The sequence below is a fragment of the Allorhizocola rhizosphaerae genome (genome assembly GCF_003426775.1).
GTDB lineage: Bacteria > Actinomycetota > Actinomycetes > Mycobacteriales > Micromonosporaceae > Allorhizocola > Allorhizocola rhizosphaerae.
The window spans coordinates 1-13726 of sequence record NZ_QJUG01000219.1 but is presented as its reverse complement, the minus strand read 5'-3'; the positions used below and the strand labels follow the sequence as shown (position 1 = coordinate 13726).

Genomic DNA, 13726 nt, shown 5'->3' with positions numbered 1-13726 from the left:
CGCCGTCGCCGGGCTGTTCTTCACCGCGTTCCCGTCGCCGGGCATCTCCGGATCGGTGGGCCAGCACGCGCTCGGCGCCGCCGTCCCGGCCGCCGTTTTGGGCGGGCTCGACTCCACCACGGGTGCGCTCGTGGGCGGCCTCGCGGTCGGGCTGACCGTGACGTTCGCGGCCGGATATCAGGACCAGTTGGCGTTTCTCGGGCGCGGATTCGGCTCGGTCGCGCCGTACCTGGTGATGCTGTTGGTTTTGCTGGCCCGGCCGTCGGGTCTGTTCGGCGGCAAGGAGGCCACGCGTGTCTAGGCCGATGCGCGTGACGCTTGGCCTGGCCGCGTTGCTCCTGGCCTTGGCCGCTCCGCTCACGCTGACCAGTTTCTGGTTGCAGACCGCGCTTTTCGCGATGGCCGCGGCGATCGGCGCGATCGGGCTCACCCTGCTGGTCGGCGTGGCCGGGCAGCTGTCGCTGGCGCACGCGTTCTTCGTGGGCGTGGGCGCCTACGGATACGCCTGCTTGGCCGCAGCGGGCGTTGCGTCGCCTGCCGCGGCGGTCGGCGGCGTCGCACTCGCGGGTCTGGCCGGAGCAATGTTCAGCCCAATCGCGGGGCGGCTTCGCGGCATCTATCTCGGTCTGGCCTCGCTCGGGCTGGTGTTCCTCGGCCAGCACGTCGCCTACAACGCGACGGCGATCACGGGCGGGTTCAACGGGCGCGACGTGGCTCCGTTTGACCTGTTCGGGTTTTCTTTCACCGCAAGCGATCCGGAGCTCGTCGTGCTCAACGTGCCCTACGGCGCGCTGGAACGGTTGTGGTATCTGGGGTTGGCGCTCGTCGCGCTGTCCTACTGGTATGGGCGCAATCTGCGCGCGAGCCGGCCCGGCCGCGCGCTGACCGGAGTCCGCGACAGCGAGGTGGCCGCGGCCGTCATGGGCGTGGATGTGCGCCGCTACAAGGCGGCCGTGTTCACCGTCTCGTCGGCCTATGCCGGGCTGTCCGGTGTGCTGCTGGCGCTGGCGTTCGGCCGGATCGTGCCCGACAGCTTCGGGTTTCTCATGTCCATCGACTTCCTCGTGATGATCATCATCGGCGGGCTGGGTTCGATCGCGGGCGCCGTCGCGGGCGCGTTGCTCGTCACGGCCCTGCCCCCGATCCTGAGCCACTACAGCGCAACGCTCGGGTTCCTCGCCCAGCCCGGTGAGTCCGGTGTGGGCGCGGCCGAGGCGGCGCGGCTGCTCTACGGCGGCGCCGTCATCGCGGTGCTGCTGTTCGCACCCGGCGGGCTCGCCCAGCTCTTCCGCACCACCACCCCTAAAGCCAAGGAGCCGTCCCATGAAACGAATGCTGGTGGCCGTGACCGCCGCGCTGTGCCTGGCGGTGAGCGGGTGTAACAAGGCAACGTCAAACAATCAGAGCGCGGGCGGGGTCAAGACCGGCCCCGGGGTCACCGACACGACCATCAAGCTGGGCAGTCTCGTGGACCTCACCGCCGTCTTCGCCTCGCTCAGCAAGAGCATCGTGCAGGGCACCCAACTGTTCTGGAAGCAGCACAACGCCGCGGGCGGTGTCTGCGGCCGCAAGGTCGAGGTCGTGGTGAAGGACCACGGCTACGACCCGCAGAAGGCGGTGTCGGTCTACCGCGAGATCGCGGGAGACGTGCTGGGCATGCAGACCATCCTCGGCTCGCCGGTGATGAGCGCGCTGCGGCCCGCCATCGGGCAGGACAACATGTTCGCGGGGTTCGGCGGCTGGTCGGCGTCGGTTCTTGCCGACGAACACATTCAGGTGCTCGGCACCACCTATGACATCGAGGCCATCGCGGGCCTGGATTTCCTCCTGCGTACCAACAAAATCAAGGCGGGGGACAAAGTCGGGCACGTCTACTTCGAGGGAGACTTCGGCGAGAACGCCTTCAAGGGCAGTCAATATCTGACCGGGCGCAACCAGCTCACGATCGTCGGCCACAAGATAAAGGCGTCAGACTCCGACCTGTCGGCCCAGGTGGCAGCGCTGCGCAACGCCGCGGTGAGCGCGATCCTGGTGTCGGCCGGGCCGACCCAGACCGCGTCGGTGGCGGGAGTGTCCAAATCGGTCGGTCTGGCGGTGCCCATCGTGGCCAACGGGCCCGGCTTCACACCCCAGTTGCTGAGCGGCCCGGCGGGGCCCGCGCTGCGCGAAAATCTTTACGTGGTTTCGAGCATGGCACCGCCCGCATCGGACGCGCCTGCGGCCAGACAGTTGCAGGAGGCATTTTCCAAAGAATATCCCGATGCTGTACCGACACAGGTCGGCTCCCTATTCGGTTACGTGCAGGCGCGGGTGATGAGCCAGATCCTGCAAAAGGCATGTGACAGCAAGGATCTGACCCGACAGGGCCTCCTGAACGCGTTGCACGCAACGTCCGGAGTGGACACGGGCGGCCTGGTCGCCGGCACGCTCGACTACACCAAGGCCGGGCAGCCGCCGTCGCGCGCCGTCTACATCTGTCAGGTCGACGCCGGGGTCCCGGGCGGGCTCAAGGCCATCGGCGGGCCGGTGGAGGCGGAACCCGCCAAGAGTTACCAGCCGTGAGCGTTGAAGGAGGAACCATCGTGGATCTCAGCGGCCGTGTGGCCATCGTGACAGGTGCGGGCCGGGGTTTGGGCCAGGCGTATGCGAAGGCGCTGGCGGCCGCGGGCGCCCGCGTCGTGGTCAACGACGCCGACCCGGGCGCGGCCAAGGAGGCGGCCGATGAGCTGGTCGCCGCCGGTGGCTCGGCCGTGGCCGAGCCGGGCGCCGTGGGGCCGTCCGAGGTGGCGCAGCGGCTGGTCGACCGGGCCGTGGCCGAGTTCGGCCGGCTCGATGTGCTCGTGACCAACGCGGGCATCCTGCGCGACCGCATCCTGTGGAAGATGTCCGACGAGGAGTTCGACGAGGTCGTCACCGTCCACTTGCGAGGGACGTTCACGTGCGTGCGGGCCGCCGTGCAACGCATGCGCGAGCAGGGTGACGGCGGTCGCATCATCGCGGTCGGCTCGCCCGCCGGGCAGCGCGGAAACCCGGGCCAGACCAACTACTCGGCGGCCAAGGCGGCCATCGTGGGCATGGTGCGCACGTGGTCGATGGAATGCGCCCGCGCCGGGATCTCGGTCAATGCGGTCATCCCGGTCGCCGCGACCGCGATGACGGCGACCATCCCGGCGTTCGAGCCGTACGTGACGGCATGGCAGCGCGACGGTGCGCCGTTGCCGCGATGGCTGCGCGCGGGCGAGGGGTTCGGCGCGCCCGAGGACGCGGCCGGGCTGGTGGTGTTTCTTGCCTCCGCGTCGTCGGACGGGATCACCGGGCAGGCGATCGGTGTTGGCGGGGACAAGCTCGCGGTGTGGACGCATCCAGCCGAGGTGGCAGTGGCATACCAGGATGGGGGTTGGGAGGCCGACGGGATTGCCGTGGCCTGGCCCGCGCTTGCGGCTCATGTCCAGCCGGTCGGGATCGCGCCGCCACAGGCGCCCGCGGCATGAACGTCGACGAGCTCACGGCCATCGACGTGCATGTGCACGCCGAGGTCTCCGCGGACGGGCATCCCTCGCTGCCCGAGCATCTGATGTCGGGGTCGGCCCGCCACTTCCGGGTGGAGGGCGGTGAGCGCATGCCGACGATCGCGAGCATCGCCGCCTACTATCGAGAAAATCGCATGGCCGCAGTGGTTTTCACGGTCGATGCGGAGTCGGCGACCGGCCACCCGCCGGTGCGCAGCGACGAGGTCGCACAGGCGTGCGCCGAGCACCCTGACGTGCTGATCCCGTTCGGCAGTGTCGACCCGTGGCGCGCGGCTGCGGCGGTGCGGCAGGCGCGAAGGCTCGTGTCGGAGCACGGCGTGCGCGGGTTCAAGTTCCATCCCAGCCTGCAGGCGTTTCACCCCAACGATCGCATGGCATACCCGCTGTATGAGGCGCTGCAGGAGCTCGGGATGGTTGCGCTGTTCCACAGTGGACAGACCGGGATAGGTGCGGGACTGCGCGGCGGGGCTGGGATTCGTTTGGCCTATGCCAACCCGATGGCGCTCGACGACGTGGCGGCCGACTTCCCCGATCTGCGGATTATCATCGCGCACCCGTCTTTCCCTTGGCAGGACGAGGCTTTGGCGGTCGCTTTACACAAGCCGCTGGTCCACATCGACCTGTCGGGGTGGTCGCCGAAGTACTTCCCGCCGCAGTTGGTGCGCTATGCCAATACGCTGTTGCGGGACAAGGTGCTGTTCGGATCGGACTTTCCGTTGCTCACGCCGCAGCGGTGGCTGGCCGACTTCGCCGCGCTCGACCTCAAGCCGGAGGTGCGGCCGTTGATACTCAAGGAAAACGCGGCCCGGCTGCTCGGCCTGCGAGGGTCCGGCGGCCATGCTTAACGAGGGCGTGGGCTCGTGGACGGCGCGCCGGGCGCGGATGTCACCGGGGCGTGTCGCGGTCGTGTACGGCGGTCGTGAGTGGACATACGGGCAGCTGCACGAGCGCGCGAGCCGGCTGGCCGGTGCGCTGGGTGGGCTGGGTGTGCGGCACGGCGATCGGGTAGCATATCTGGGCCCAAATCATCCCGCGTTCTTGGAGACGCTGTTCGCCACGGGTCAGCTGGGTGGCGTGTTCGTGCCGCTCAACTGGCGGCTGGCCGCGCCCGAACTGGCCTACATCCTGTCCGACAGCGGGACGCGGGTGCTGGTGTTCGACCCCGAGCACGCGTCCACAGTGGACGGGCTGCCGGTTTCGGCGGCCGTGCCGGCGGACGAGTCACTGTTTGCCGGGGCCCCGGCTGTTTTGGACCAGCCGGTGCACCCGGACGAGACCTGCATGATCCTCTACACGTCCGGCACGACCGGGCGGCCCAAGGGGGTCATGCTCACCCACGACAACGTGACGTGGAACAGCTTCAATCTGCTGCTGGACGTGGACCTGTCCGGTGAAGAGGTGACCCTCGTGGCGGCGCCCATGTTCCATGTCGCCGCGCTGAATCAGACCGTGCTGCCCACCTTGCTCAAAGGCGGGCGGGTGGTGCTGGTGTCCAGGTTCGACCCGCAGCAGGCGCTGGACCTCATCGCCCGGCATCGGGTCACGTTCCTGTTCGGGGTGCCGACGATGTTCCTGTCCATGAGCCGGGCGGCGGGGTGGGCGCAGGCCGACCTGTCCTCGGTGCGGTCGGCCATCTGCGGCGGTGCGCCGGTGCCGCGCACCGTCATCGAGGCATATCAGCGGCGCGGGGTGACCTTCATGCAGGGCTACGGGCTGACCGAGGCCGCGCCGGGCGTGCTGTTCCTGCGCCGCGACGACAGCCTGCGCAAGGCGGGCTCGGCCGGCACGGCGGCGTTCTTCACCGACGTCAAGCTGGTCGACGCCGAACGCGGTCCTGTCGCGGCCGGGGAGCCCGGCGAGATCCTGGCCAGCGGGCCCAACGTGATGGCCGGGTACTGGCGGCGGCCGCAGGACACCGAGGCCGCGTTTGCCGACGGTTGGCTGCGCACGGGCGACATCGGCGTGGCCGACGACGAGGGCTACATCGAGATTCGCGACCGTACCAAGGATCTGATCATCTCCGGTGGTGAGAACATCTATCCGGCCGAGGTGGAGGACGCGCTCTATGCGCATCCGGCGGTGGCCGAGTGCGGTGTGATCGGCGTGCCGGACGAGACGTGGGGCGAGGTCGGCCGGGCGGTCGTGGTGCTGCGCGAGGGTGCGAACGCCACGGTCGAGGAACTGCTCGAATTCCTGGCCGGGCGGATAGCCAAGTACAAAATCCCGAAGTCGGTCGTGTTCACCGATGCGTTGCCGCGTACCACATCGGGAAAAGTCATCAAGAAGGAACTGCGAGCACGGTTCACCTGATCGGTTTGGAGCACACATGCCCACTGTCGCGAATGGACTCGACGACCTTCGCAAGCTCGCCGGTGCCGACCTCGGCGCGGGAGACTGGCACGAGATCACCCAGCAGCAGATCGACACCTTCGCCGAGGCCACCGGCGACCACCAGTGGATACACGTCGACCCCGAGCGCGCCAAGACCGGCCCGTTCGGCGGCACCATCGCGCATGGATACCTCACCCTGGCCCTCGTCATTCCGTTGTGGACGGAGCTGCTGCGCATCGACGGCATCGGCATGGCCGTCAACTACGGCCTCAATCGGGTGCGCTTCCCCGCCCCCGTGCCGTCGGGCGGGCAGATCCGGCTGCGCGCCCGCGTCGACACCGTCGAGGACATCCCCGATGGCGTGCAAATGACCGTCGACCTCACCATCGAGCTGCGTGACGCCACCAAACCCGCGGCGGTGGCACAGGCCGTTTACCGCTACTACACATGAAGTCTGCCGCCTGCGCGACGTGGCGGTGAGGCAGGGTCGTCTCACGGTTCGGACCGTGGCGCCAAACCCAGCGCCGACGCGACCCCGCACAGCTCCAAGACGTCGTAGATCATGGCCTGGGGCTGGGTCACGGCCATGGCGGCCGCGTGGGACATGGCGTAGTCCCGGGCCTGTATCAACATCCGGACGCCGGCGGAATCGATGAAATCCAGCTCTCCCAGATCGATCTCCAGGCGGGAGCAACCGGTGGTGTCGACGGTCTCGCGAATCCAGGTCAGGGCGTCATCGACGTTTGTCATATCGATTTCCCCGATCAGGGCGACGGTGCACGTGGCGCCGTCCACGGTCCTGCGGTGGCTCACCGTCATGCACGTCTCCTTCCATCCTGCCGCCGGTAGTATCGCACCTCCCGCGGGCCGCACCCAGTCCGTCCTGCCGGACCCTGCGGGCGGCGCGCGGATCAAGCCCCACATTGGACGCTTGCCTGCAAATGCCTCCCCAGGGCATCGTGTGAACTCATGAGTCCGTCCATTGGCCGACGCTGGGCGCTCGACGGCGCACGCTTAGCCGGGTGGCGTCCGCCGGTCATCGTTGCGGTCGTGGCCGCCGCCTACGCGTTGGGTTCCGGCTGTGCCTGGTTGCTGTTCAACGCCTCTGCGAGCGGTGCTGTGTTCTTCCCGCCCGCCGGGGTGACCGTCGCCGCGCTGCTGCTTACGACCCGGCGCCACTGGGTTTGGGTGCTGGGTGCGGCCGGTGTCGTCGAATTCGTGGTCGACGTCTGGCAAGGCCTGGCTCCGCTGGTGGCCGCCGGTTACGTGGCGACCAACGTGGTGGAGCCGTTGATCGGCGCGATTCTGGTGAGGCGGTTCGTGGCAGGCCGCCTGCACCTGACCCGCCCGCGTGATGCCATCGCGTTCCTCGGCTGTGCGGTCGGCATCGGTCCCATGGTGGGTGGTCTGCTCGGCGCCACGACAAGCGCGCTGGCGATGGGCGTCGAATGGTGGGCGGCCTGGGGCCAGTTCTGGGCGGGAGACGGATTGGCGGTCCTCACCCTGGGGGCGGCCATCGTCGGGCTTGGATCATCCGAGCGCCGCCTGTCCGTGAACCGGGTCGGCTGGGCGGCTCTGATCCTGACCGCCACGGTGGCGCTGACCGCGCTCGGGTTCTGGCCGCGTGACCTGCCCTTGATCTATTTGCCAGTACCTGTGGTGCTCGCGGTGGGCTTCCGTGGTCAGCTCGGCATGGTGGGGGCCGCGGGCTTCTTGATGGCGTTCGTGGCCAACCTGCAAAGCGCGTCCGGCAACGGGCCCTGGGCTGTCGTCGCGGCCCAGCCACGGCTGGAGTCGGCGACGCTGCAGCTCTACATCGCCAGCGTGATGCTCGGCTCGTGGTGCCTGGCCATCGCCGTCGCGCAGCGTGATCAGGCCCAGGCGCGATCCCGGGAGGAGGTGGCCGCCAGGCTGCGCTTGCAGGCGCTGCAAAAGGTCACGGCCGGCCTCGCCAAGGCCGCCACCTCCGAACAGGTCATAGAGGTGCTCGTGAACCGCGGGGTCGCCACGATCGCTGATCACGGTGGCGTGGCCATGCTGGACGCATCCGGTCACCGGTTGCGAAGCTGGGGCACCAGCGGGCTGTCGCCCGATGTCATGCAGCAGTATGCGATCATCGATATCTCGGGACCGGAGCGACTGCCCGTCGTGGACGTGGTCCGCACGGGTCGGCCGATCGAACTGCCATCATTGGCGGACATCCAGGCGCGCTATCCGGCCGTGGCGGCCCTCCACGACCGGACCGGCACCCGAAGCGTTCTCGTCGTGCCGGTGCACGTCGCCGACCGTGTTCCAGGCGCCCTCGCCTTCGCGTTCCGCCAGGACCACGCCATCAGCGAAGAGGTGACCTCCGTCGCCCGCACGCTGGCCGAGCTCGCGGGCCAAGCGTTGGAGCGGGCGGAACGCTACGAGGCCGATCACGAGGCGGCACACCGCTTGCAGCGTTCGCTGCTGCCCGACATCGCGCCCAGCCTGCCGGGTGTCGCCGCCGGGGTCCGCTACCGGCCGGCCGAGCGCGGCCGGCATGTGGGCGGAGACTGGTACGACCTGTTTGAGACGCCCGGAAACCGCGTCGGCATCGCGGTCGGTGACGTTGTCGGCCATGGCCTGGAAGCGGCGATCACCATGAGCCGCTTGCAGCAAGCGCTGCGGTCCGTGGCGCAAAGCGGCGCCGGCCCGGCCGAGGTGCTCGACGAACTGGAGACGCTGTCCGGGACGATACGCGGCGCCGACCACTGCACCATCGGTTACGCCGAGTACAGCCCGTCGGAGCGCACGCTCACCTATGCCTGCGCGGGCCACCCACCACCTTTGCTGGTGACCGGGCAAAACGCGACCTACCTCAACGGCGGTCGCTCACAACCGTTGCGGTCGATAGGGGGTGCACATCGCCAGGCCGAGCAGGCGGTGCCGGACGGCGCCATGGTCGTGTGGTATTCCGACGGGCTCGTCGAACGCCGCCGCGAGAGCATCGCCACCGGCCTGGAGAGGCTCGCGGCCGCGACGCGGCACCTGCCCATCGCCAACCCCCAGGCATGCTGCGATCACCTGCTCGCCGCCATGACCGACGGTCACCCGCTGGCCGACGACGTCGTCGTGGCCTGCATCCGCCTCGACGGACCGCTGCCGGTCACCGATACGACAGACCTCCGGATCACCCTTGGCACGCCCGCGGAGCTGGCCGTCACCAGAGAAGCGCTGCGGCAGTGGGCGCGGCGAGAGGGGCTCGCGGCGGGCCCTACGCAGAAGCTGGTCCTGACATGCAACGAGGCGCTCGCCAACGCGTTCGAGCACGCCTACCACGACCGGGCCGGCGGTCCCGTGCAGCTGAGGGTCGTGCGCATCTCCCGTCGCGGCATCCGCGTCGAGGTCACCGACCGCGGCCGGTGGCGTAGCTCGGGCGGCCTCGAAAACCGCGGCCGCGGCCTGAGGATCGTGGCGTCGTTGGCCAGCCGAACCGCGATCAACCGCGGTGACACGGGCACGCGCGTCGCCATTGACCTGTTACTACAGGAAGAGTGACAGCCGCGACAACGGTGGGCAGGACTGCACTCGGCAAGCAGGCCGGCTGCAACAAGCGCCTGTGCGCCGCGCGGCGGATGATCAAACACGTCATCCGGATACCGGCCGTGACACCGACTTCTGGTTCGACAACCATTGGGTATTGGATTGCACTTCGGTGGAGTGCGGCCGGTCGGTGCCCGCTGTGAAACGCTCGGGTGCCGCCGGTTGGGCTGGCTATGGCTACTGCGCCTCGCACTCACGGTTCTTCCGGGGGTTGCGCGTGTACGAAGTGGACGGTGAGGTCGAGGCCGCCGGAGTCGGGGGCGGTGCAGGCGACGGTGCCGCCGTGGGCGGTGACGATGGCGCGCACGATGGACAGGCCCAGGCCCGTGCCGCTGCGGTCGGCGCGCTGGCGGGAGGCGCCGGCACGGACGAAGGGTTCGAACAGGCGGGCGGCGTCGTCTGGGGCGATGTGCTGGCCCGTGTTGGTGATGCGCACGAAGGCCTGCGTGGCCGTGACGCCCGTCGCGACCGTGATGGTGCCGCCGGTTTCGTTGTAGCGCACGGCGTTGTCGACCAGATTGCCGGCCATGCGCTCGATGAGGACCGGCTCGCCGCGCATCGGCGCGGGCTTGAGGTCGGTGTGAAGCGTGAGGCCCTGAATCCCGACCAGTGCGGCGCCGAAGATGTCGGCGAGATCGAGCGGGGCGTGCTTGGTCGGCCCCGCCTGGCTGCGCGCCAACACGAGCAGCCCGTCGAGCGTGCGCTGGCTCTGCACCACCGCGTTGTTGACGTCGGCCGCCATGGCGAGCAGCTCGTCGCGGGTGGGCGTGCCGTCCAGCGTCACATCGATGGCCGTGCGCATCGTGGCCAGCGGGGTGCGCAGCTCGTGTGCGGCGTTGGCGACGAACATGCGCTGGCTTTGCAGCAGCCGGTCGCGGTCGGCGATGCCCGACTCGATCCGGTCGAGCATGCCGTTGATGGTGCCCGCGAGCGCGGCCAGCTCGTCGTCGGGCTTGTTGACCGGCACCCGTTCGGCGAGGTTTTCGGCGGACAGGCGCTGGGCGGTGGCCGAGATGGCGCGGATCGGGCGCAGCAGCCGCCCGGCGATGAGCCAGCCGAGCACGGCGGCCAGCGCCGTCACCACGGCCAGCGCGATCGTCGACTGGGTGAGCAGCTGCGTGACGGTGTCCTCGCGCAGCCGCTCGGCGGACCGGATCGCCGCGAGGTCGGGGGTCGGCGTGGGCAGCGGTTCGCCGTTCGCCGTGCGGCCGAAGAGCACGAACCGGTGTTGCATGCCGCGCCGCACGAGGAAGTAGGTGAGCGCGATCAGCACCACCCCCGCCGCGAAGACCAGCCCGGTGTAGAGGGTCGCGAGGCGGCCGCGCGCTGTCATCCGTACCATCGGAAAATTCTTCCACCAGGAGGTTATTGATTTCCTATGGGTACCCGATCGGCCGCCCATAGGCCCGCGCCGCTACACAGAACGCATGGCTGACAACATTCTCCCGGCGCGGCGGTCGGTGCTCGCGGCGCTGGGCGCGGTGCCGCTGGCGGCGGCGCTTCCGAAGGCGGCGTGGGCCGCTCCCAGTTTTGACGCGCGGATCAGGGAAATCATCGAGCGGCCGGAGTTCGCCGGTTCGCAGTGGGGGATAAGCATTCAAGGGCCGGACGGGCCGCTGTATCAACTCGACGCCGATCGGCAGTTCCAGGCCGCGTCGGCGATGAAGGTGTTCATCGCGGGCACGGCGTTCCACGCGCTCGGGGCCGACCGCCGTTTCCGCACAACGATTTACGGGACCGGGCCGGTGGTCAAGGGCGTGCTGCGCGGCGATCTGGTGCTCGTGGCCGGTGGGGACATGCTGCTGGGTGGGCGTGTGCGGCGCGACGGCACGCTGCGCCTGCCCGATCCGGACCACACCTACGGAGCCGTGCCCGGGGCAGGCCCGGTGGGCGGCGACCCGCTGGGCACGTTGCGCGAACTGGCGTGCCGTCTCGCCGACCGGGGAATCAGGCGGATCGACGGGCGGGTGGTCGTGGACGCGTCGCTGTTCCGGGAGGCGCGCGAGAGCATCGCCAACGGCAATGTCATGGTGACCGTCTCGCCGATGATGGTGAACGACAACGTCATCGACGTCGTGATCGAGCCCGGCCGGCGGGCCGGTGCGCCGGCCGTGTTGCGGGTGACGCCCGAGACCGGCTATGTGCGGATCCGCAACGAGGTCACGACCGTCGAGGGGCCTGCCGCACGGCCGCTGGTGCTGGCCGAGGATGGCGCGCTCAGCGGGGAGATCGCGTTGGGGCAGAGCCTGTTCCGGGCGTACTACATCCCAGCGCCTGCGCGGTTCGCGGCGGTCGCGTTCTCGGAAGTACTGCGAGACAACGGGATCCGGGTTCTTTCCGAGGAGGTGGAGCCTGGTGTGAGGACCCCGCTCACCGAGCATGTGTCACCCCCGCTCCCGGAACAATTGAAGGTCATGCTGAAGGTGAGCTCCAATGTGCACACCGCCATGTGGCCCCACGTCGTCGGTGCCGGGCACGACAACCCGAAGGAGGCTTACCATGCCTTCCGGCGGGAGCTGTTCGGGCGCGCGGGAATCGAGCCCGACCCGCCCGGTGCGACGGAAGGGCTCTACACGCCCACGCTGTTCACACAGTTTCTCATGCACCTCAAGCGTGAGCCCTATTTCGCCCCATTCCGGCAGGCGCTGCCGATCATGGGCCGGGACGGCAGCCTGGCCAAGGTGCAGGTCGGCTCGCCGGCGGCCGGACACGTCCACGCCAAAACCGGAACGGCCATGATGATGGGACCGCAGGGGATGCTGCACAAGGCGCTCGCGGGATACATCCGCCAGCCCAACGGGCGTTGGCTGGCGTTCGGCACGTTCATGAACCAGCGGGTCGCGCCGCCCGCCTTGCCGATGGAGCTCGCGTCGCTCGCGGGCGAGGCGATGGGCGAGATCGCGACGGCCGCATATCTGGGACTGGAGGCATCCTGATGGAGCGTCGTTCTCTACTCGGCATGATGGCCGCTGTGCCGCTGGCAGACTTCGACTCCGACTCCGGGGGCGGGCTTGAGCGGCTGCTCAAGGAGCGCGCGGCGCAGGATCTGTTCTCCGGGACCGTGCTGCTGGCCCGCCACGGCCGTCCTGTGCTGACCCGCTCCTACGGCATGGCCAACAAGCAGTCGGGCCTGCCCAATCGCGCGGACACCATCTTCACCCTGGCGTCGGTCACCAAGACCTTCACCGCGCTCGCCATCGCGCAATTGGTTGAGCAGGGCAGGCTCGCGTTTCACCACTCGGCCGCATCCTATGTGGACTGGGTCCCGGCCGACGTGACCATCCATCAGTTGCTCACGCACACGTCGGGTGTGGGCAGGCCGTCGGTCGGGCCGGGCATGCCGGGATCGCCCGAGTGGGACTCGGTGCAGGAGTTCTGGGACGGGATGATGGCCATCATCAGGGCCACACCGCTGCGGTTCACACCGGGCACGCGCTACGAGTACAGCAACGACGGCTTCTTCGTGCTCGGCGCGATCGTGGCCGGCGTCAGCGGAAAGTCCTATTTCGACTATGTGCGGGAGCACATCTTCGCGCCCGCCGGGATGACCCGCAGCGACTTCTACACGCGCCCGCAGGTACTGGCGCGCAACGACATCGCGCGTCCCTATTGGACGCAGCGCGACGGGTCGCGCGTCGACCTCACCACGTCGCCGATGTTCCTCTACATGGGCGGGCCGGACAGCGGCGCATATTCGACGGTGTCGGATCTGCTGGCCTATGCGCGGGCGCTGCGCTCGGGTCGTCTGGTCGGCCGGGCGTTGCTCGACCTGATCAGCGCCGCCAAGGTGCCCGTTCCGGGAAACCAGTTCTACGGGTACGGCTTCCGGGACGCGATCCTCAACGGCCACCGCGTTTTCGGCCACTCCGGGAGCGGCCCGGGACGGGCCAACAACCTCGACATCGTCCCGCGCGGCGACAGTGTCGCGATCGTACTGTCCAACTACGACACCACCATCGAGCCCATCGTCTCGCAGGCGCGGACCATCATGACGGGCTGATGCGATAGCCCGCGGAGGTCACGGTCTGGATCAGCGGCGGGTCGCCGAGCTTGCGGCGCAGCGTGCCCACGGTGATCCGGACCGCGTTGGTGAACGGGTCGGCGTGCTCGTCCCACACCTTTTCCAGCAGCGTCTCCGCGCTCACGACCGCCCCGTCCGCGGCGAGCAGCTGCTCCAGCACACCGAACTCCTTGGGCGTCAGGGAGAGCAGCCGCCCGCCGCGCTCGACGGTGCGCCGCGCCGGGTCGAGCGTCACATCGGCCGCGCGCAGGATGGGCGGCCGGGCCGGGCCGTGCCG

12 protein-coding genes and 2 pseudogenes are annotated in these 13726 nt (G+C 69.2%); 11 read left to right on the top strand and 3 right to left on the bottom strand.

The features are described from left to right. The 7 genes and pseudogenes from DM816_RS33355 to DM816_RS33325 all read left to right on the top strand — a co-directional run. Nucleotides 1-301, top strand: a pseudogene (locus tag DM816_RS33355) (branched-chain amino acid ABC transporter permease); the annotation flags it as partial. Continuing rightward, nucleotides 294-1382 (top strand): branched-chain amino acid ABC transporter permease, encoded by a 1089-nt coding sequence (locus DM816_RS33350; RefSeq protein ID WP_211588962.1) that lies wholly within the window; start codon nt 294-296, stop codon nt 1380-1382. The pseudogene DM816_RS33355 and the gene DM816_RS33350, both read left to right, overlap by 8 nt. After that, nucleotides 1324-2562 (top strand): ABC transporter substrate-binding protein, encoded by a 1239-nt coding sequence (locus DM816_RS33345; RefSeq protein WP_117214456.1) that lies wholly within the window; start codon nt 1324-1326, stop codon nt 2560-2562. The genes DM816_RS33350 and DM816_RS33345 overlap by 59 nt, the downstream gene beginning before the upstream one ends. Nucleotides 2563-2582: 20 nt before the next feature. Continuing rightward, entirely contained in the window at nt 2583-3491 is a 909-nt protein-coding gene (locus tag DM816_RS33340; RefSeq protein ID WP_117214455.1) for an SDR family NAD(P)-dependent oxidoreductase, read from the top strand. After that, nucleotides 3488-4375, top strand: a complete 888-nt coding sequence (locus DM816_RS33335; RefSeq protein ID WP_117214454.1) for an amidohydrolase family protein — start codon at nt 3488-3490, stop codon at nt 4373-4375. The genes DM816_RS33340 and DM816_RS33335 overlap by 4 nt, the downstream gene beginning before the upstream one ends. Beyond that, entirely contained in the window at nt 4368-5840 is a 1473-nt protein-coding gene (locus tag DM816_RS33330) for an acyl-CoA synthetase (RefSeq protein WP_117214453.1), read from the top strand. The genes DM816_RS33335 and DM816_RS33330 overlap by 8 nt, the downstream gene beginning before the upstream one ends. A gap of 16 nt (nt 5841-5856) precedes the next feature. Beyond that, nucleotides 5857-6312, top strand: coding sequence for a MaoC family dehydratase (locus tag DM816_RS33325; protein ID WP_117214452.1), 456 nt, complete (start codon nt 5857-5859; stop codon nt 6310-6312). Between the two features lie 41 nt (nt 6313-6353). Here the strand turns inward: DM816_RS33325 and DM816_RS33320 are convergent, their stop codons facing one another. Next, nucleotides 6354-6680, bottom strand: a complete 327-nt coding sequence (locus tag DM816_RS33320; protein WP_162908090.1) for an STAS domain-containing protein — start codon at nt 6678-6680, stop codon at nt 6354-6356. A 150-nt stretch (nt 6681-6830) separates the two neighbouring features. Here DM816_RS33320 and DM816_RS33315 point away from each other — a divergent pair, with 150 nt between their 5' ends. Beyond that, nucleotides 6831-9383, top strand: a complete 2553-nt coding sequence (locus DM816_RS33315) for a SpoIIE family protein phosphatase (protein ID WP_117214450.1) — start codon at nt 6831-6833, stop codon at nt 9381-9383. 38 nt (nt 9384-9421) lie between these two features. Continuing rightward, nucleotides 9422-9651: pseudogene (locus tag DM816_RS46000) on the top strand (IS982 family transposase); the annotation flags it as partial. Here DM816_RS46000 and DM816_RS33310 read toward each other — a convergent pair. Then, entirely contained in the window at nt 9622-10770 is a 1149-nt protein-coding gene (locus DM816_RS33310; RefSeq protein WP_211588961.1) for a sensor histidine kinase, read from the bottom strand. The pseudogene DM816_RS46000 and the gene DM816_RS33310 overlap by 30 nt on opposite strands. An 85-nt stretch (nt 10771-10855) precedes the next feature. Here DM816_RS33310 and dacB point away from each other — a divergent pair, with 85 nt between their 5' ends. After that, a complete protein-coding gene (gene dacB, locus DM816_RS33305) occupies nt 10856-12364 on the top strand; it encodes a D-alanyl-D-alanine carboxypeptidase/D-alanyl-D-alanine endopeptidase (RefSeq protein WP_117214448.1) in 1509 nt (502 codons plus the stop codon). Then, nucleotides 12364-13428 (top strand): serine hydrolase domain-containing protein, encoded by a 1065-nt coding sequence (locus tag DM816_RS33300; protein ID WP_117214447.1) that lies wholly within the window; start codon nt 12364-12366, stop codon nt 13426-13428. The genes dacB and DM816_RS33300 overlap by 1 nt, the downstream gene beginning before the upstream one ends. Here the strand turns inward: DM816_RS33300 and DM816_RS33295 are convergent. Continuing rightward, a partial coding sequence (locus DM816_RS33295) for a winged helix-turn-helix domain-containing protein (protein ID WP_162908089.1) occupies nt 13415-13726 on the bottom strand: 312 nt, incomplete at its 5' end. The genes DM816_RS33300 and DM816_RS33295 overlap by 14 nt on opposite strands.